We start from the raw sequence: 17,415 nt of genomic DNA, 5'->3' as shown, positions 1-17,415 counted from the left end.
TGCGCTGAATGAGGAAGAGATTGAGATGAGTATGGTGAATACAGCTCCGGGTAAGATTTCAGTTCGTAACCTGAACTTCTACTACGGCAAATTCCATGCCCTGAAGAACATCAACCTGGATATCACCAAAAACCAGGTAACGGCGTTTATCGGTCCGTCAGGCTGTGGTAAATCCACCCTGCTGCGCACGTTCAACAAAATGTTTGAACTGTATCCAGAGCAGCGTGCGGAAGGTGAGATCCTACTGGATGGCGACAATATTCTGACTAACACCCAGGATATCGCCCTGCTGCGCGCTAAGGTTGGCATGGTGTTCCAGAAGCCAACGCCGTTCCCGATGTCCATTTACGACAACATCGCTTTCGGGGTGCGCCTGTTTGAAAAACTGTCCCGTGCCGATATGGACGAGCGCGTGCAGTGGGCGCTGACCAAAGCCGCATTATGGAACGAAACCAAAGATAAACTGCACCAGAGCGGGTATTCTCTCTCCGGTGGTCAGCAGCAGCGTCTGTGTATTGCCCGCGGTATCGCGATCCGCCCGGAAGTGCTGCTGCTTGATGAGCCGTGCTCCGCGCTGGACCCGATCTCCACCGGGCGTATCGAAGAACTGATCACCGAGCTGAAACAGGACTACACCGTCGTTATCGTGACTCACAACATGCAGCAGGCTGCGCGTTGCTCCGACCATACGGCATTTATGTATCTTGGCGAGCTGATTGAGTTCAGCAATACGGATGATCTGTTCACCAAGCCCGCGAAGAAACAAACTGAAGATTATATTACTGGCCGCTACGGTTGATTTGCCCTTGTGCTTTCAGGCTCTCACCAGTTGGGCAATCAGGAGACACCATGGACAACCTAAATCTTAACAAACATATTTCCGGCCAGTTCAACGCTGAACTGGAGTATATCCGCACCCAGGTGATGACCATGGGGGGGCTGGTGGAGCAACAGCTTTCTGATGCGATCACCGCCATGCATAACCAGGACAGCGAACTGGCGAAACGCGTGATTGACGGCGACAAACAGGTCAACATGATGGAAGTGGCGATCGATGAAGCCTGCGTGCGCATCATCGCCAAGCGCCAGCCGACCGCCAGCGACCTGCGCCTGGTGATGGCGATCATCAAGACTATCGCTGAGCTGGAACGCATTGGCGATGTGGCGGATAAAATCTGCCGTACCGCGCTGGAGAAGTTTTCCCAGCAGCATCAGCCGCTGCTGGTGAGCCTTGAATCGCTGGGCCGCCATACGGTGCAGATGCTGCATGACGTGCTGGATGCCTTCGCGCGTATGGATCTCGACGAGGCGGTACGTATCTATCGCGAAGACAAGAAAGTCGACCAGGAATATGAAGGCATCGTACGTCAGCTGATGACCTACATGATGGAAGACTCGCGCACTATCCCCAGCGTCCTGACGGCGCTGTTCTGCGCGCGCTCCATCGAGCGTATCGGCGACCGCTGCCAGAATATCTGCGAATATATTTTCTACTTCGTCAAAGGCCAGGATTTCCGTCATGTGGGCGGCGATGAACTGGATAAATTGCTCGCTGGTAAAGATCCGAAAGAGTAATAATCATTTTGTCTAATTCTGATGAATGGATTTATCAGAATTAGATATGATTCCTCCACCGGCAGCGATATTGCTGAGATTATCGTCACAATTAACAGGCTGCCCGTTTGAGTTCTTCATTTTATCGCGTAACAATCAGCATCCACTGACTGAGCGCGCAAGCTCAAAATGTTTTAAACGGATTGTTACTGCGACAGCAGGCAAAACCTGATATTGCCCCCACGGCGGCGATATCAGGTTTTTTTATGCGTGCGAAGAATGACTTAATAAGGGTTGCTACCGCGATGCGCGGGCAAAACCTGAAGAGGATTATCTGTTAAGGCAGATCGTCTTCTTCGGGTTTTTTTGCTTTTTTCCAGGCGCAAAAATAACAGTCCCCGCGCCCTTAAGCGGTATGGATAAAGCTATTTGAACCCGCGCGATGCTTGTCGCTGTCGTTTTTATTAATGCCAATACTTATATAAGGGAATATTATGATGAGAAAAACCAGGATCGCTTCGGCGATAGCCTTGCTGGCGCCGCTTTGTTATTCAACCTCCCTGATCGCGAGCCAGCTGACGGTAGAGCAACGGCTTGAGTTGCTGGAAAAAGCGCTCAGCGATACGCAAAAAGAGCTCAAAAAATATCAAGACCAGGAGAGAAAAAGAGACCAGATTTGGGCCTCATGGTCTCCGCCTGCAGAGAGCCAGAAGCGCAACGTCGCGGCGGCAGCCGGACCGAAAGCAGCGGTGAAACCGGATGCGGTACTGGTCAAAAATCAACAACCTGCTACAGACAGTGCACCAGCCTACAGCGCGATGACGCTGAAAGATTTTAGCAGGTTCGTCAAAGATGAAATTGGCTTTAGCTATAACGGCTACTTCCGCTCGGGCTGGGGAACCGCCTCGCATGGCTCGCCAAAATCGTGGGCCATCGGCTCGCTTGGCCGTCTGGGCAATGAATATTCCGGCTGGTTCGATCTGCAGCTGAAGCAGCGGGTGTTTCAGGAAGGCGATAAACGCGTCGACGCCGTTGTGATGCTCGACGGGAACGTTGGCCAGCAGTATTCCACTGGCTGGTTTGGCGACAATGCCGGCGGCGAAAACTACATCCAATTCTCGGATATGTACGTTAACACCAAAGGATTCCTGCCGTTTGCCCCGGAGGCCGATTTCTGGGTCGGCAAACACGGTGCGCCAAAAATCGAGATTCAGATGCTGGACTGGAAAACGCAGAGAACCGATGCGGCGGCTGGCGTGGGGCTGGAAAACTGGCAGGTTGGCGTCGGGAAATTCGATATCGCGCTGGTGCGGGAAGATGTTGATGACTACGATCGTTCCTTGAGCAATAAGCAGCAAATAAACACCAATACCCTTGATATCCGTTACAAAGAGATCCCGCTGTGGGATAAAGCCAGCCTGATGGTCAGCGGACGCTATGTCGCTGCCAACCAAAGTTCTTCTGAGAAATATAAAGAGGGCAATGAAGGCTATTATCCATGGAAAGATACCTGGATGGCCGGCACCTCGTTAACGCAAAAATTTGCTAACGGCGGCTTTAACGAATTCTCTTTCTTACTGGCGAATAACTCCATTGCCAGCAGCTTCTCGCGCTATGCCGGATCCAGCCCCTATACCACCTTTAACGGCCGCTATTATGGCGACCATACCAATGGCACCGCCGTGCGCTTAACCTCGCAAGGGGAAACCTATTTACGTGATGACATTATTATGGCGAATGCCATCGTTTACTCTTTTGGTAACGACGTTTACAGCTACGAGACCGGGGCCCACTCCGATTTTGAATCCATCCGTACGGTCCTGCGACCGGCTTATATCTGGAATAAATATAACCAGACCGGCGTCGAACTGGGGTACTTCAAGCAGCAAAACAAAGATGTTACCGGCAAAAAATATAACGAGTCCGGCTATAAGACGACGCTGTTCCATACCTTCAAAGTTAATACCAGTATGCTGACCTCGCGCCCGGAAATTCGCTTTTATGCCACCTATATTAAAGCGAAGGATATCGACCTGGATAAGGCCGCGAATAACACCACCAGCATTTTTGAAGACGGTAAAAACGATCAATTTGCCGTAGGGGCGCAGGCGGAAATCTGGTGGTGAGACGATAACAGAACGGACACAACATAAGAGGAATGACGATGAAACGACATGCAATTTATTTCGCCCTGGCGCTGGCGGGCGCGGCGTTCACCATTCAGGCTGCACCGTTGCCCGCGGTGCCGGACCCCTCCCTGCCGGTGAGCCACTTTATCACCCAAGTTAACGCGGATAAAAGTATCACTTACCGCCTGTTTGCCCCTGATGCCCGGCGGGTTTCGGTAGTCACCGGTGCCACGCCGGACACTTTTGTCTCGCACGACATGACCAAAACGGACCACGGGGTCTGGACATGGAAAAGCGAGCCGATGAAGCCCAATCTCTATGAATACTATTTTGATGTGGACGGCTTCCGCTCGGTAGATACCGGCAGCCGCTATCAGAAGCCGCAGCGCCAGGTGAACACCAGTTTGATTCTGGTGCCGGGCAGTATTCTTGACGATCGGGCGGTCGCGCACGGCGATCTGCGCACCCTTACCTATCACTCGAAGGCGCTGAACGCTGAACGTCGTCTCTATGTCTGGACGCCGCCGGGTTATAGCGGAACCGGCGATCCGCTGCCGGTGCTCTATTTCTATCATGGCTTTGGCGACAGCGGCCTGTCGGCCATCGATCAGGGGCGGATCCCGCAAATCATGGATAACCTGCTGGCGGAGGGCAAGATCAAGCCAATGCTGGTGGTGGTCCCGGATACCGAAACCGATATCCCGGAAGCCATCGCGGAAAACTTCCCGCCGCAGGAGCGACGCAAAACCTTCTATCCGCTGAATGCGCAGGCGGCGGATAAAGAGCTCATGCAGGATATTATTCCGCTGATCGATGCCCGGTTTAATGTGCGTAAAGATGCCGACGGTCGGGCGCTGGCTGGGCTGTCGCAGGGCGGGTATCAGGCGCTGGTTTCCGGGATGAATCATCTGGAGAGCTTTGGCTGGCTCGCCACGTTTAGCGGCGTCACAACCACCACAGTGCCGAATGCTGGAGTGGAAGCGCAGCTGAAGCATCCTGAGGCGATCAATAAACAGCTGCGTAACTTTACCGTGGTCGTCGGGGAAAAAGATTCCGTGACCGGCAAAGACATCGCGGGTCTGAAAAGCGAGCTGGAAAAACAGAAGATCAACTTTGACTATCACGCCTATCCCGGCCTGAACCATGAAATGGACGTCTGGCGCCCTGCCTACGCGGAGTTTGTGCAAAAACTGTTTAAATAGCCGGAGGGGGCGTTTAGCCCCCGTTTTCCGCGAGTGAAGAAAGACAAGATGAAAGTGCTTGTGTCCGAAGATAATGAGTTAAGCCGGTCGCCAGCCATCCTGTTCTGGGCGAGATCACAGCGCTACCGGGATACCCTTGCTGCCAACCGTCGCCCGGCCAGGCGACGCCGGGGGCTAGCGAGTGATATCCCAACCGCGCGCTTTCCACAATGCCGGCAGCGCAGCCAGATCGGTAAAGGTTGTCACTTTGGGATGATCGATTGGCGGGTTGTGCGGATCGGCGCAGAAGTAGAACACCTCCATGCCGGCGGCTATTCCCGATTGTGCACCTGCACTGGAATCATCAACCAGAATGCAGTTCTCAACGTTAACGTTCATCGCCTTTGCGGCATGGAACATCAGCGCCGGATCGGGTTTCCAGCGCTGAATATCGTAGCCGCTGTACAACCGGTCAGCGAAATGGTGCAGCAGGCCGGTGCGGCCGAGAGAGTGTTGCATCTTACTGACCGGGCCATTGGAGACCACGCACATCGGGACGCTTACCGCATCCAGCAGCGCCTGGGCTCCAGCAATCACCTCAAGTTCGCTATCGAACAGGCGGGCGACTTCCGCACGGTAAATCGGCTCCAGGGTGGCCTTTTGCAGGTTAACGCCATGCTCGGCGTTGATGGTGTCGATTATTTCGTACAGCTTTACGCCTTTGAAGCGCTTAAAAATCTCTGCCAGCTCCAGCGTAATGCCAAATTCCTGGAACATGTGCACGTAGGCGCGGGAGCAAATTACCTCGCTGTCGACCAGCGTGCCGTCACAGTCAAAAAATACTGCTTCTGGTTGAGTCATAGCCATTCCATATTAACAAGTTTAACGTTTTCGTCATGTCCAATGCCGCGACGCAATCGTTGCCGTATAAGCAAAATAAATGAAAAAAATTACCATACAACCGCGCCTGGCGCTGTAATTTGGTATAGGATAGCGTCGAATTTTCCCTCCTTACGTTCGGAAACCGATAATGAGTCAACAACAAACCAGCCAGTCTTCTGGCCAGGGTCTGCTGGAGCGCGTATTTAAACTGCGCGAGCACGGCACCACGGTGCGCACGGAAGCCATCGCCGGTTTCACCACGTTCCTGACGATGGTGTATATCGTTTTTGTTAACCCACAAATTCTTGGCGTAGCGGGCATGGATACCAGCGCCGTGTTTGTGACCACCTGTCTGATTGCCGCTTTCGGCAGTATCATGATGGGGCTGTTCGCGAACCTGCCGGTTGCTCTGGCGCCGGCGATGGGCCTGAACGCCTTTTTCGCCTTTGTGGTGGTGCAGGCGATGGGCCTGCCATGGCAGGTCGGCATGGGCGCGATTTTCTGGGGCGCCGTCGGCCTACTGCTGCTGACGATCTTCCGCGTACGCTACTGGATGATCGCCAATATTCCGCTGAGCCTGCGCGTGGGCATCACCAGCGGGATCGGCCTGTTTATCGGTATGATGGGCCTGAAGAACGCCGGGGTTATCGTCGCTAACCCGGAAACGCTGGTCAGCATTGGTCATCTGACTTCCCATAGCGTGCTGCTGGGCGTGCTGGGCTTCTTTATCATCGCGATTCTGGCGTCGCGCAACATTCACGCCGCGGTACTGGTCTCTATCGTGGTGACCACCCTGCTGGGCTGGATGCTGGGGGATGTGCACTACACCGGTATCGTCTCAGCGCCGCCGAGCGTGACTTCGGTGATCGGTCATGTCGATCTGGCGGGCTCCCTGAATCTGGGCCTGGCCGGGGTAATCTTCTCCTTTATGCTGGTCAACCTGTTTGACTCCTCCGGGACGCTGATCGGCGTGACGGATAAAGCGGGTCTGGCGGACGCCAACGGTAAATTCCCGCGCATGAAGCAGGCGCTGTTTGTCGATAGCGTCTCGTCGGTGGCAGGTTCCTTCATCGGCACCTCGTCGGTAACAGCGTATATCGAATCCTCCTCCGGCGTTTCCGTAGGCGGGCGCACCGGCCTGACCGCCGTTGTCGTCGGTATCCTGTTCCTGCTGGTTATCTTCCTCTCTCCGCTGGCGGGGATGGTTCCGGCCTATGCGGCCGCCGGCGCGCTGATTTACGTCGGCGTGCTGATGACCTCCAGCCTGGCGCGCGTGAAGTGGGATGACCTGACGGAAGCGGTACCGGCGTTTATCACCGCGGTGATGATGCCGTTTAGCTTCTCGATCACCGAAGGTATCGCCCTGGGCTTTATCTCCTACTGCGTGATGAAGATCGGCACCGGCCGTCTGCGCGACCTCAGCCCTTGCGTAATTATCGTCTCGCTGCTGTTCGTGCTGAAGATTGTCTTTATTGATGCACATTAATCCGCACGCATGATGAAAAAGCCCGGCATCGCTGCCGGGCTTTTTTTATGCTTTTACCCGCTTAATATAATCGCCAAAGGCGGTCAGCTGGCCGCGCAGATGGTCGAGGGTGCTCTGATCGACCACTTCACCTGACTGCGGATCCACTTTGTTCTGGATCACGCCGCCCATAAATTCCGGTTTATTCATTACCATCGCATCGAGGAACACCAGAATCTGCCGCAGATGATACTGGCAGCGCGCGCCGCCGATGGCGCCCATTGAGCTGGTTTGAATCAGCACCGGCTTGCCGGACAGCGGCTGCTCTGGCAGGCGTGAAAGCCAGTCGATGGCGTTTTTCAGGCCGCCAGGCACGGAATAGTTATACTCGGGGGTGACGATCACCACGCCATCCGCCTCGCGGATCTGTTGCGCAATCTCCTGCACGCGCTGCGGGAATCCCTCTTCTTCCTGAATATCAGCATCGTACAGCGGAATATCGCCGATTGACGGCAGCGCGGAGATGTCCATGCCCGCCGGCGCGATGCCGGGCAGGGTACGCGCGACCATTCCATTAAACGACCCTTTACGCAGGCTGCCGAGTAACGTAACCACTTTCAAGGTATCTGACATGATTGCTCCTTTGGATCATGATGCCGGCAAGACCGGTCAATTGAGGGATAAGGTTTTTTCCGTGGGTAGGCTGGTAAAGCGCATCAGGCGGGCTGACGGCTCGCGCGCGCGCCGCTGAGCGTCCGCCAGGCTGTGCCAGTCGCCTCCCTTAGCGTCATACTCCCAGACCTTCAGCGGGCCGATATTCGGGGTAGCGGCAATCGACCACACCAGCAGCGATTCGGCGTCACAGACGGCTTCGATCGGCAGGCTGCCGGCGGTACGCAGGCGGCCGGAGCCAGGCAGCAGCTGCAGCTGCGTTGATGTTTCACCGGTCAGCTTCAGCACGCTGCGCCGCAGCGCCACCAGTTGGCTGCGCGCTTCGTCCGGGTCATGCTGAATGTTAACCCACAGATTCTCATTGTTACTGAAATTTTGCCGGTCGGCGTCGTGGCTGCGGACAGTGCGCTGCAGCTCCATATCGAGGCCACAATCCCCTTCGGTGGTCAGCGCTACGCCAACGATATTGCCAGTATAAGAGATAGAGAAGCGGGGAAGGTGACGATCGCTAAAAACCGGTCGGCCATTGGCTTCGTTAACGATTTCAGGCAGCTCGCCGATGCCGTAAAGCATAAACAGCAGTTCGGCGAGCAGCGACCGCGAAGCGCGAAAGCGGGCTTGCCGGTATTCAGGGAGCCGACGTGCGGATTGATGACAGGCCGCTGACAAACGTGTCGATAGCGGCTCCCCGGTACTGAGTATCCCTCGTGCAAAATGCGTTGCCATACGTCGCTCCGTGAGTAATGGTCTGAATGAAAACTGCGGGCGCTATTATCGCCTGGTATTAACAGGTTTTAATGCCGAAATCCCCCCTTGAAAAGGGAATTTGTTTGGATTTTACAAATTCTTGCGCAAATAAGGTGCTACGGACACGAAACAAAGCTTACAGCGTACCGGAATAGAGCGCTTTCAACGTATCTCTAAGCCAGACAAGCTTCGGGTTGTAGCTGTTGCGTTTATGCCATAGCAAGGTGAAGGGGACGCGAAGCTTTTCCAGATGCTGCGGCTCCAGCGGCAGCGGCCGGGAAACCAGCGGTAGCTGATGCTGCTGATTATAGTGCTGGCAGTAGCGCGGCGCGGTGGCCAGCATGGTGTGCTGCGGTTGAGCCGCCATAAAGAGGGATTGCTCAAACCCCGGCACGGTCAGCGCCACATTACGCTTATGCCCCAGCTCCTGCAGCACGTCGTCCAGCGCCCAGGTATCGCGTTGTTCCCAGCAGATGGTGATATGCGGATAGCGTAAGAATGCCGCCAGATCCCACTCCTCCCTGAGCGCCGGATGATCGGCGCGCAGCCAGACCTGCGGCAGGTCGGTGAACAGCACATCAAAATCGATATACCACGGCAGCAGGCTCAGCAGCTCCCGCGACTGCGGATGGCTTTCGCGACCGCAGAAGCCGATATCCACCTCGCCGCGAATGATGGCGTCCAGGGAGTCGTAGTCCCAGTTACGCAAACGAATCAATGCCTGCGGGTAGCGCTGATAGATGCGCTGGGAGAGGGTGTTAAACAGGATCATCAGCAACGGCGTTTCCGCCGCCAGCTCGAACTTGAGGCCGCTCGGCATGGTGTGGTGCGGTTTATCGAGGATCTGATTGCCCATCTGCATCCAGTCCGCCAGATCCTGCTCCATGCTGCTGACCAGCGGTGTAGGCGCCAGGCCCAGCGGCGTTTTGACAAACAGCGGATCGTCAAACCAGGCGCGTAGCTTGGCCAGCGACTTGCTCACCGCCGAGGGCGAAACGTTCATCCGCTTCGCCGTACGGGTGACGCTGAGCTCCTGGGTCAGGAGCTGCAGGCAGAGCAGTAAATTAAGATCGAGACTCGAAAGCGGCTTCTTCATTGTGTTGCGCAACCCGCGGCGGGGTGGCGACCAGTAGCAGAACAAGACTCACTATGCTACAGGCAATGAGTATCCCGATCAGCATATTCATTGCGCTGAGTCCGATGATGGCGGCGATCCAAATCCACAGCGACGAACCGCACACCTGCGCGATGCCGAGGACCGAGCTAGCGACACCGGCGCGCAGCGTGAATGGCCCCAAGGCCTGGCTCATTGCGACGCCGAAGCCGACGGAGAAGCCGGCGCAAATCATGCCCAGCCCGACCAGGGTGACGACCTGCTGGGTGGCGAGGCTCAGCGCCACGCCTGCCGCCAGGAACAGCAGCTGCGAGGTTATCATCAGGGTGCGTGGTTTAAAAAGCGACAGGGCGAACGGCGTCGAGAAGGAGACCGCCATGCTGACCATCGCCATCAGCGCCATCGTCATGGAATAGGTGCCGCGATCGAACCCCATCTCCTCCATCATCAGAACCGGCGAGACGTTCACGTAGGTGAGGATCGCCGTCACGCTGAGGGTGGTGATGAGAATGCGGCTGAGGAAAAAGCGGTTCAACAGCGATTCGCCCGCGCCATGCTGCGGCATAGCCGTCTGCGCAGGCGCCGTCGGACGCGTCTCGCGCAGGATAAATACCGCCAGCAAACCCACTGTTACCCCCATGCCGATCATGGTGTAGAACAGACTCTGCCATGGGTATTTCAGCATGATCAGGTGGCCGAGCACCGGCGCCAGCACGGGGATGATGCAGGTAATGCCGTTGAGCAACGACAGCACTTTGGCCCGTCGACGGTCGTTCAGCGTATCGCGCAGAATAGCGAAAGCCACCACGTAGCAGCAGCCGGCGCCGATCCCCTGGATAAAGCGTCCGGTAAGGAAGTGGCTGCTGGTGTGCGCCTGCGCGCAGAGCAGGGAGGCGATAACAAAGATCGCCGCCCCCACCATGGCGACAGGCTTACGCCCCGAGCGGTCGGCGATACGGCCAGCAAACAGCATCGCGGAGGCCATTCCGGCCAGATAGACCGAGAAGGCGATATGTAATTGCGCCTCGCTGGCTCCCAGATCCTGAGCAATACGCGGCAGGCCGACGAGATACATATCGATGCCGGAGGGATAGAGCAGAACCAGGGCAAAGCTGCAGAGAAGAAAGCGTGTCATGAGATCCTCGCGATGTGAATGGCGTTCAGCATAGTGAGGAACGTCCCGCAAGACGAGTTGCCATTTGGACAACACTATTTTCCTGGCAGGAAACGCGAACTAGCGGCCCCGGCATCGCCACACGCGGGCCATCCCTTCGCTTTCCGGCCGAACGCTTTCGAAGCCAAACTTCGCGTACAGCTCCGGAACATCCGCCACCAGCGTAACGTAGGCGCCGTCAAAGGCGTTAGCGTCCAGCCAGGCGACCAGCTTCTCCATCACCAGCCGCCCAAGGCCCTTTCCCTGGTGAGCCGGATCGACGGCGACGTCGACAATGTCGAAATTAATCGCGCCGTCGCCGACGATGCGCCCCATGGCGATAGGCGTCTCCTGCCAGAGGATATGTACGCCATAACAGCTGCGCGGCAGCCCGGCTCTGGCGCCTTCCAGGGGGCGCGGCGACATACCCGCTACCTCTCGCAGATGGCAAAACGCTTCGGCGGAGGGCACCTTCTCGATCACGGTATATTCAACGGTCATGATTTAGTCTCGTGGTTAAGGGGAGATAAAAGTAGAGAACGTTGCGCCGCAAAGGGCAAGAAAAAACCCGCATTAACGCGGCGTTAATGCGGGTGAGTGAACATTTACGGACTAAACGTTATTTGCCGATACAGAAGCTGGAGAAGATGCGGCCCAGCAGGTCATCGGAGGTGAACTCCCCGGTGATCTCGCTCAGCGCCTGCTGCGCGAGACGCAGCTCTTCCGCCAGCAGCTCGCCGGCCCAGGCGCCCAGCAGCTGGGCTTTGCCCTGCTGCAGATGATTCGCCGCCTCTTCCAACGCCTGCAGATGGCGACGGCGGGCGAGGAAGCCGCCTTCCATATTGGTATCGAAGCCCATGCTCTGCTTGAGGTGGTTACGCAGCACCTCGACGCCTTCGCCAGTGCGTGCCGACAGGCGGATCAGTGAGTGGCCATTTACTTCGCTGATACCCAGCGCTTCGCCGGTGACATCGGCTTTATTACGCACCACGGTAATCGGCAGTTTAGCGGGCAGGCGCTCGATAAAATCTGGCCAGATCTCCGCCGGATCAACGGCGCTGGTGGTGGTGCCATCGACCATAAACAGCACCCGATCGGCCTGGGCAATCTCCTGCCAGGCGCGCTCGATGCCGATACGTTCCACTTCGTCATTGGCGTCGCGCAGGCCTGCGGTATCAATGATATGCAGCGGCATGCCGTCGATATGGATATGTTCGCGCAGCACGTCGCGGGTGGTGCCGGCGATGTCGGTGACGATCGCTGCTTCGCGGCCCGCCAGGGCGTTCAGCAGGCTCGATTTACCGGCATTTGGCCGTCCGGCGATCACCACCTTCATCCCTTCGCGCAGCAGACTGCCCTGACGGGCTTCGGCGCGGACGGCGTCGAGGTCGGCCATCACCTCGTTCAGCTGGGCTTCAATTTTGCCGTCGGAGAGGAAATCAATTTCTTCATCCGGGAAATCAATCGCCGCTTCCACGTAGATGCGCAGGTGAGTGAGCGCTTCCACAAGGTGGTTAACCCGCGCGGAGAAGGCCCCCTGCAGTGAGTTCAGCGCCGAGCGCGCCGCCTGTTCTGAGCTGGCGTCGATAAGGTCGGCGATGGCCTCTGCCTGCGCCAGGTCGAGCTTGTCGTTAAGGAACGCGCGCTCGGAGAATTCGCCCGGCCTGGCGATGCGCAGGCCCGGCAGGGTAAGAATACGTTTAAGCAGCAGGTCGAGAATGACCGGGCCGCCGTGGCCCTGCAGCTCAAGCACATCTTCCCCGGTAAAGGAGTTCGGCCCGGGGAACCACAGCGCAATCCCCTGATCCAGCGGCGTACCGTCAACGTCGTTGAACGGCAGGTAGTCGGCATAGCGCGGTTTCGGCAGCTTGCCGAGTACCGCCTGCGCGACGTCGCGCGCTTTGAGGCCGGAGATGCGCAGGATGCCCACACCCCCGCGTCCCGGTGGGGTTGCCTGGGCGACGATAGTGTCGTTATGGCTCATGGTGACTCTCTATGTAGATGTAAAAAAGGCGGTCCATTGACCGCCTTCTCTGGCATTAACGTTACCGTAACTACTCTAAATCATTCAAGTCGCAGATGCGTTGCCTTGAAGAATGAAGAGTATCAGGATTTCTTCTTCTCGCGGCTATGCAGGCCACGCTTCTCCAGACCACGGTAAATCAGCTGCTGCTGAATAATGGTCACCAGATTGCTGACGATGTAGTACACCACCAGGCCAGACGGGAACCACAGGAAGAACACCGTGAAGATGACCGGCATAAAGGTCATGATCTTCTGCTGCATCGGGTCAGTCACGGTGGTCGGCGACATCTTCTGGATGAAGAACATCGTCGCGCCCATGATGATCGGCAGGATGTAGTACGGGTCCTGAGCAGACAGGTCGTGGATCCACAGGATAAACGGCGCATGACGCAGTTCAACCGAGGCGCTCAGCATGTAGTACAGCGCAAGGAAGATCGGCATCTGAATAATCAGCGGGAAGCAGCCGCCCAGCGGGTTCACTTTCTCCGCTTTATACAGCGCCATCATCTCCTGGCTTTGACGTTGTTTATCGTCGCCCAGACGCTCGCGCATGGCCTGAATCTTCGGCTGCAGCATACGCATCTTCGCCATGGAGGTGTACTGCGCTTTGGTCAGCGGGTACATGATGCCACGAACGATAAAGGTGATGACGATGATCGAGAAGCCCCAGTTGCCGAGGAAGCTGTGGATGAACTTCAGCAGCTTGAACAGCGGTTGGGAGATGAACCACAGCCAGCCGTAGTCGACGGTCAGATCCAGGTGCGGCGCGACGGCAGCCATTTTGTCCTGAATCGCCGGGCCGACCCACAGCGTGCTCTGCAGTTTGTCGGTTTGGCCAGGCTGTACCAGTACCGGCTGGGATTTATAGCCGATAGCAACAATGCCGTTGCCGAGGTTGGCGGTATAGAAGTTATTCGTCCCGTTATTCTGCGGCACCCACGCGGTGGTGAAGTACTGCTGCAGCATGGCAACCCAACCGTTTTTGGTGCTAACGTTCAGGTTTTCGTTATCCAGAATGGTATCGAATTTGTATTTTTCGTATTTCGAATCCGCGGTGGAGAACGCTGCGCCACGGAAAGTATGCATCGTGGACAGGCCGCCGGTCTGCGTATCGCGACTGGACGGCAGCGCAGCGGTCTGCTTCAGCTGACCGAAGGTCGAGACTTCCAGCGGTTTCTCGCTGGCATTCTGCACGCTATAACCGACGTTCACCGCATAGCCACCGCGTTTCAGGGTGAAGGTTTTGGTGAAGACGTTGCCGGCTTTGTCGGTGTAGGTCAGCGGGATGACGAGCTCATCCTGGCCATCGGCCAGCACAAACGCCTCTTTATCGACGCTGTACAGCGGACGCGGGCCGTTTGCCGGGTTATCCGGACCGTCACGGCCGGTTAAGCCGCTCTGCGCCTGGTAGACAAACTGCGGGGTGGTTTCCAGTAACTGGAACGGTTCGGTCGATTTCAGCGTTTTTGGATACGCCAGAAGCAGCGCCTGCTCAATATCGCCACCGTTGGTGTTGATAGTCAGCTCAAGCACGTCGGTTTTAACCGTAATCAGTTTCCCCTGGCCACTGGCCGGTACGCCCTGGTCGGCGGCGCTACCCGCTGCTGTGGTCGTAGTCTGCGTGGTCTGCTGCTGGGGTTGCGGATTTTTGTCCTGCTCCCAGGCTTGCCAGATCATGAAAGACACGAACAACAAAGCGATGATAAGAAGATTGCGTTGCGAATCCATCGTTAGTGTTCTCTGGTATCAAATGGTCCAGGCGGGACGGGATCGTCACCACCAGGGTGTAAAGGGTGGCATTTTAATACGCGTTTCATTGTCAACCAACTGCCTTTTATCACTCCAAACCTGCGTAAGGCCTCAATTCCGTATTGAGAACAGGTTGGGGTGAAACGACAATGCGGCCCGAGTAGCGGACTAATCAGGCGCTGATAAACTCGAATCAGGCCGATCAGGACCCGCGAGCCAGGCGACAATGGCGGCGCCATAATTTTTCCAACGCTTCCGAGAGAGCACGGTTATCGAGGTCGGCAACCCCTCTTTTCGCCACCACCACGAAATCCATAGGTGGGAGTTCATGTTGACGCAAACGAAAACTTTCACGCGTCAGACGTTTAATCCGATTGCGTTCATGTGCGCGTTTCACGTTTTTCTTGGCGACGGTGAGACCGATGCGGGGATGCCCCAGCGAATTCAGGCGGCCGAGGATGGTGATTTGCGGCGTGCCAGCCCGTTGTGGCTGCTGGAAGACGAAAGTGAAATGACTGGGAGTTAACAAGCGTAACTCCCTGGGAAATGCGAGCTTAACCACGCAGGGTTAGCTTTATTACTTGGAAACGGTCAGACGAGCGCGGCCTTTAGCACGACGACGTGCCAGAACCTGACGACCATTTTTAGTAGCCATACGAGCACGGAAGCCGTGAGAACGGTTGCGCTTCAGTACAGACGGTTGAAAAGTGCGTTTCATGGCGATTTCTACCTAAACTTGAATAAATTCACTGACTTTTGCGTAGACCCGAACGAACTTCGAACGACTTACGCCTCAGCGTGGGTGATTAAAGAGGCCGGATTGTAATAATTGTACACTCCGGAGTCAATTCTCTTTCCTTATTTCTCGCACCTCGTCGCACAAAAAATAAGCTGAGACGTGTGACGAAAACGGGCATTACGCGCCGGGTGGGGGATTATACGGCCTGGCCAGTAAAGCGCAAGGATCCTGAAGGATCTTTGTTAGATCGTTTGCGCCCAAAAGCGGCATAGCTCATTAATTTTTCCAATATGCGGCGGAAATCGTGCTTCACTCCTTCCAGGATCGATTACACTTACCCGGTTTCGATCCTTCCTGTGGATAAATCGGGAAGAATCTGTTGAGAAACACAAGATCTCTTTCTCAGTTTAGGCTATGATCCCCGGTCCCGATCGCGATCCCCGGATCCGCAGCGGGAAATAACCGCAGATAGCGGTTCGCACGTCACCCCTTTTGTGCAGGGGCTTTTCGGCTAATGCAGGGTCTTGTCGACGTGTGCCAACAATCACGATTGTTTCAGTTTTTCTTTGATATCGATTTTATGTTCGAGTGGAGTCCGCCGTGTCACTTTCGCTTTGGCAGCAGTGTCTTGCCCGATTGCAGGATGAGTTACCAGCCACAGAATTCAGCATGTGGATCCGCCCATTGCAGGCGGAACTGAGCGATAACACGCTGGCACTGTATGCGCCAAACCGTTTTGTGCTCGACTGGGTAAGGGACAAATACCTCAATAATATCAATGGACTCCTCAATGATTTTTGCGGTGCGGACGCCCCGCAGCTGCGTTTTGAGGTGGGCGCTAAGCCCGCCAGCTCGCTGCAGAAAGGGGCGGTAAGCCCGGCCGCAGCGACTATCCCGGCGGCGCAGGTGCAGACCGCGCGCGTGGCGCCGACGATCGTGCGCCCTGGCTGGGATAATGTCCCGGCGCCAGCGGAGCCGACCTACCGTTCTAACGTTAACGTGAAACACACGTTTGATAACTTCGTCGAAGGTAAATCTAACCAGCTGGCCCGCGCGGCGGCGCGTCAGGTGGCGGATAACCCGGGCGGCGCCTACAACCCCCTGTTCCTTTATGGCGGGACGGGTCTGGGCAAAACCCACCTGCTGCACGCGGTGGGGAACGGTATCGTGGCGCGTAAACCGAACGCCAAAGTGGTCTATATGCACTCGGAGCGTTTCGTTCAGGACATGGTTAAAGCGCTGCAGAACAACGCCATCGAAGAGTTTAAGCGCTACTACCGATCCGTTGACGCCCTGCTGATCGATGACATTCAGTTCTTCGCCAATAAAGAGCGATCCCAGGAAGAGTTTTTCCATACCTTCAATGCCCTGCTGGAAGGTAATCAGCAGATCATTTTGACCTCGGATCGTTATCCCAAAGAGATCAACGGCGTTGAAGATCGTCTGAAATCCCGCTTCGGCTGGGGGCTGACGGTGGCGATCGAGCCGCCGGAGCTGGAAACCCGCGTCGCGATCCTGATGAAAAAAGCCGATGAGAACGACATCCGCCTGCCGGGTGAAGTAGCGTTCTTTATTGCCAAGCGTCTGCGCTCAAACGTGCGTGAGCTGGAGGGGGCGTTGAACCGCGTTATCGCCAACGCCAACTTCACCGGCCGGGCGATCACCATCGATTTCGTGCGCGAAGCGCTGCGCGATTTGCTGGCGCTGCAGGAAAAACTGGTCACCATCGACAATATTCAAAAGACGGTGGCGGAGTACTACAAGATTAAGGTAGCGGATCTGCTGTCCAAACGCCGCTCCCGTTCGGTGGCGCGTCCTCGCCAGATGGCGATGGCGCTGGCCAAAGAGCTGACCAACCACAGCCTGCCGGAAATCGGCGATGCGTTTGGCGGCCGCGACCATACCACCGTGCTGCACGCCTGCCGCAAGATTGAGCAGCTGCGTGAAGAAAGCCACGACATTAAAGAAGATTTTTCCAATTTAATCAGAACATTATCCTCGTGAC

Annotated in this window: 17 protein-coding genes; 6 read left to right on the top strand and 11 right to left on the bottom strand. The window is 56.2% G+C overall.

All coding sequences use genetic code 11. The features are described 5' to 3' along the window. The first annotated feature begins 25 nt into the window (after positions 1-25). From pstB to ABLU50_RS24370, 4 genes are all read left to right on the top strand, one after another. Positions 26-799: a phosphate ABC transporter ATP-binding protein PstB gene (gene pstB, locus ABLU50_RS24385; RefSeq protein WP_004145006.1), complete on the top strand. Its 774-nt coding sequence runs from the start codon at positions 26-28 to the stop codon at positions 797-799. A 50-nt stretch (positions 800-849) separates the two neighbouring features. After that, positions 850-1,575: a phosphate signaling complex protein PhoU gene (gene phoU, locus ABLU50_RS24380; protein WP_004107251.1), complete on the top strand. Its 726-nt coding sequence runs from the start codon at positions 850-852 to the stop codon at positions 1,573-1,575. A 473-nt stretch (positions 1,576-2,048) separates the two neighbouring features. Beyond that, the gene (locus ABLU50_RS24375) at positions 2,049-3,680 is read left to right on the top strand and encodes a carbohydrate porin (RefSeq protein ID WP_060656534.1); all 1,632 of its coding nucleotides are present in this window, start codon (positions 2,049-2,051) and stop codon (positions 3,678-3,680) included. 38 nt (positions 3,681-3,718) lie between these two features. After that, positions 3,719-4,885, top strand: a complete 1,167-nt coding sequence (locus tag ABLU50_RS24370; protein WP_087832633.1) for an alpha/beta hydrolase-fold protein — start codon at positions 3,719-3,721, stop codon at positions 4,883-4,885. A 174-nt stretch (positions 4,886-5,059) separates the two neighbouring features. On the opposite strand, the gene yieH is transcribed toward ABLU50_RS24370, so the two are convergent. Next, positions 5,060-5,725 carry a 6-phosphogluconate phosphatase gene (gene yieH / locus ABLU50_RS24365; RefSeq protein ID WP_004202295.1) on the bottom strand — a complete coding sequence of 222 codons (666 nt, stop codon included), beginning with the start codon at positions 5,723-5,725 and terminating at the stop codon, positions 5,060-5,062. Positions 5,726-5,894: 169 nt separating this feature from the next. Between yieH and ABLU50_RS24360 the strand changes: the two genes are divergently transcribed. Further along, positions 5,895-7,232 (top strand): NCS2 family permease, encoded by a 1,338-nt coding sequence (locus ABLU50_RS24360; protein WP_004202294.1) that lies wholly within the window; start codon positions 5,895-5,897, stop codon positions 7,230-7,232. Positions 7,233-7,277: 45 nt separating this feature from the next. Here the strand turns inward: ABLU50_RS24360 and ABLU50_RS24355 are convergent, their stop codons facing one another. The 10 genes from ABLU50_RS24355 to rpmH all read right to left on the bottom strand — a co-directional run bounded on the left by ABLU50_RS24355 (position 7,278) and on the right by rpmH (position 15,389). Continuing rightward, entirely contained in the window at positions 7,278-7,844 is a 567-nt protein-coding gene (locus ABLU50_RS24355; RefSeq protein WP_004202293.1) for an NADPH-dependent FMN reductase, read from the bottom strand. 36 nt (positions 7,845-7,880) lie between these two features. Beyond that, a complete protein-coding gene (locus ABLU50_RS24350; protein WP_072140520.1) occupies positions 7,881-8,456 on the bottom strand; it encodes a phosphopantetheinyl transferase in 576 nt (191 codons plus the stop codon). A gap of 310 nt (positions 8,457-8,766) precedes the next feature. After that, positions 8,767-9,726: an HTH-type transcriptional regulator YidZ gene (gene yidZ, locus ABLU50_RS24345; protein WP_004202291.1), complete on the bottom strand. Its 960-nt coding sequence runs from the start codon at positions 9,724-9,726 to the stop codon at positions 8,767-8,769. Next, positions 9,695-10,879, bottom strand: a complete 1,185-nt coding sequence (locus ABLU50_RS24340) for an MFS transporter (protein ID WP_004202290.1) — start codon at positions 10,877-10,879, stop codon at positions 9,695-9,697. Before ABLU50_RS24340 ends, yidZ begins: the two co-directional genes overlap by 32 nt. Before the next feature lie 99 nt (positions 10,880-10,978). After that, entirely contained in the window at positions 10,979-11,398 is a 420-nt protein-coding gene (locus ABLU50_RS24335) for a GNAT family N-acetyltransferase (protein WP_004202289.1), read from the bottom strand. Between the two features lie 118 nt (positions 11,399-11,516). Beyond that, positions 11,517-12,881: a tRNA uridine-5-carboxymethylaminomethyl(34) synthesis GTPase MnmE gene (mnmE, locus tag ABLU50_RS24330; RefSeq protein ID WP_021313053.1), complete on the bottom strand. Its 1,365-nt coding sequence runs from the start codon at positions 12,879-12,881 to the stop codon at positions 11,517-11,519. Between the two features lie 122 nt (positions 12,882-13,003). Further along, positions 13,004-14,650 (bottom strand): membrane protein insertase YidC, encoded by a 1,647-nt coding sequence (gene yidC / locus ABLU50_RS24325; protein ID WP_017899657.1) that lies wholly within the window; start codon positions 14,648-14,650, stop codon positions 13,004-13,006. Positions 14,651-14,652: 2 nt separating this feature from the next. After that, the gene (gene yidD, locus ABLU50_RS24320) at positions 14,653-14,910 is read right to left on the bottom strand and encodes a membrane protein insertion efficiency factor YidD (protein WP_004151536.1); all 258 of its coding nucleotides are present in this window, start codon (positions 14,908-14,910) and stop codon (positions 14,653-14,655) included. Then, a complete protein-coding gene (gene rnpA, locus ABLU50_RS24315; RefSeq protein ID WP_004151535.1) occupies positions 14,874-15,233 on the bottom strand; it encodes a ribonuclease P protein component in 360 nt (119 codons plus the stop codon). Before rnpA ends, yidD begins: the two co-directional genes overlap by 37 nt. A 15-nt stretch (positions 15,234-15,248) precedes the next feature. Further along, positions 15,249-15,389: a 50S ribosomal protein L34 gene (rpmH, locus tag ABLU50_RS24310; protein WP_000831330.1), complete on the bottom strand. Its 141-nt coding sequence runs from the start codon at positions 15,387-15,389 to the stop codon at positions 15,249-15,251. 621 nt (positions 15,390-16,010) lie between these two features. On the opposite strand from rpmH, the gene dnaA reads away from it, so the two are divergent. Continuing rightward, positions 16,011-17,414 (top strand): chromosomal replication initiator protein DnaA, encoded by a 1,404-nt coding sequence (gene dnaA / locus ABLU50_RS24305; RefSeq protein ID WP_017899658.1) that lies wholly within the window; start codon positions 16,011-16,013, stop codon positions 17,412-17,414. Position 17,415 lies beyond the last annotated feature (1 nt).

The organism is Klebsiella sp. GG_Kp173 (assembly GCF_040062415.1).
GTDB lineage: Bacteria > Pseudomonadota > Gammaproteobacteria > Enterobacterales > Enterobacteriaceae > Klebsiella > Klebsiella quasipneumoniae.
The sequence above is the reverse complement of the archived record's forward strand: the minus strand, read 5'-3'. Positions and strand labels throughout refer to the sequence as shown.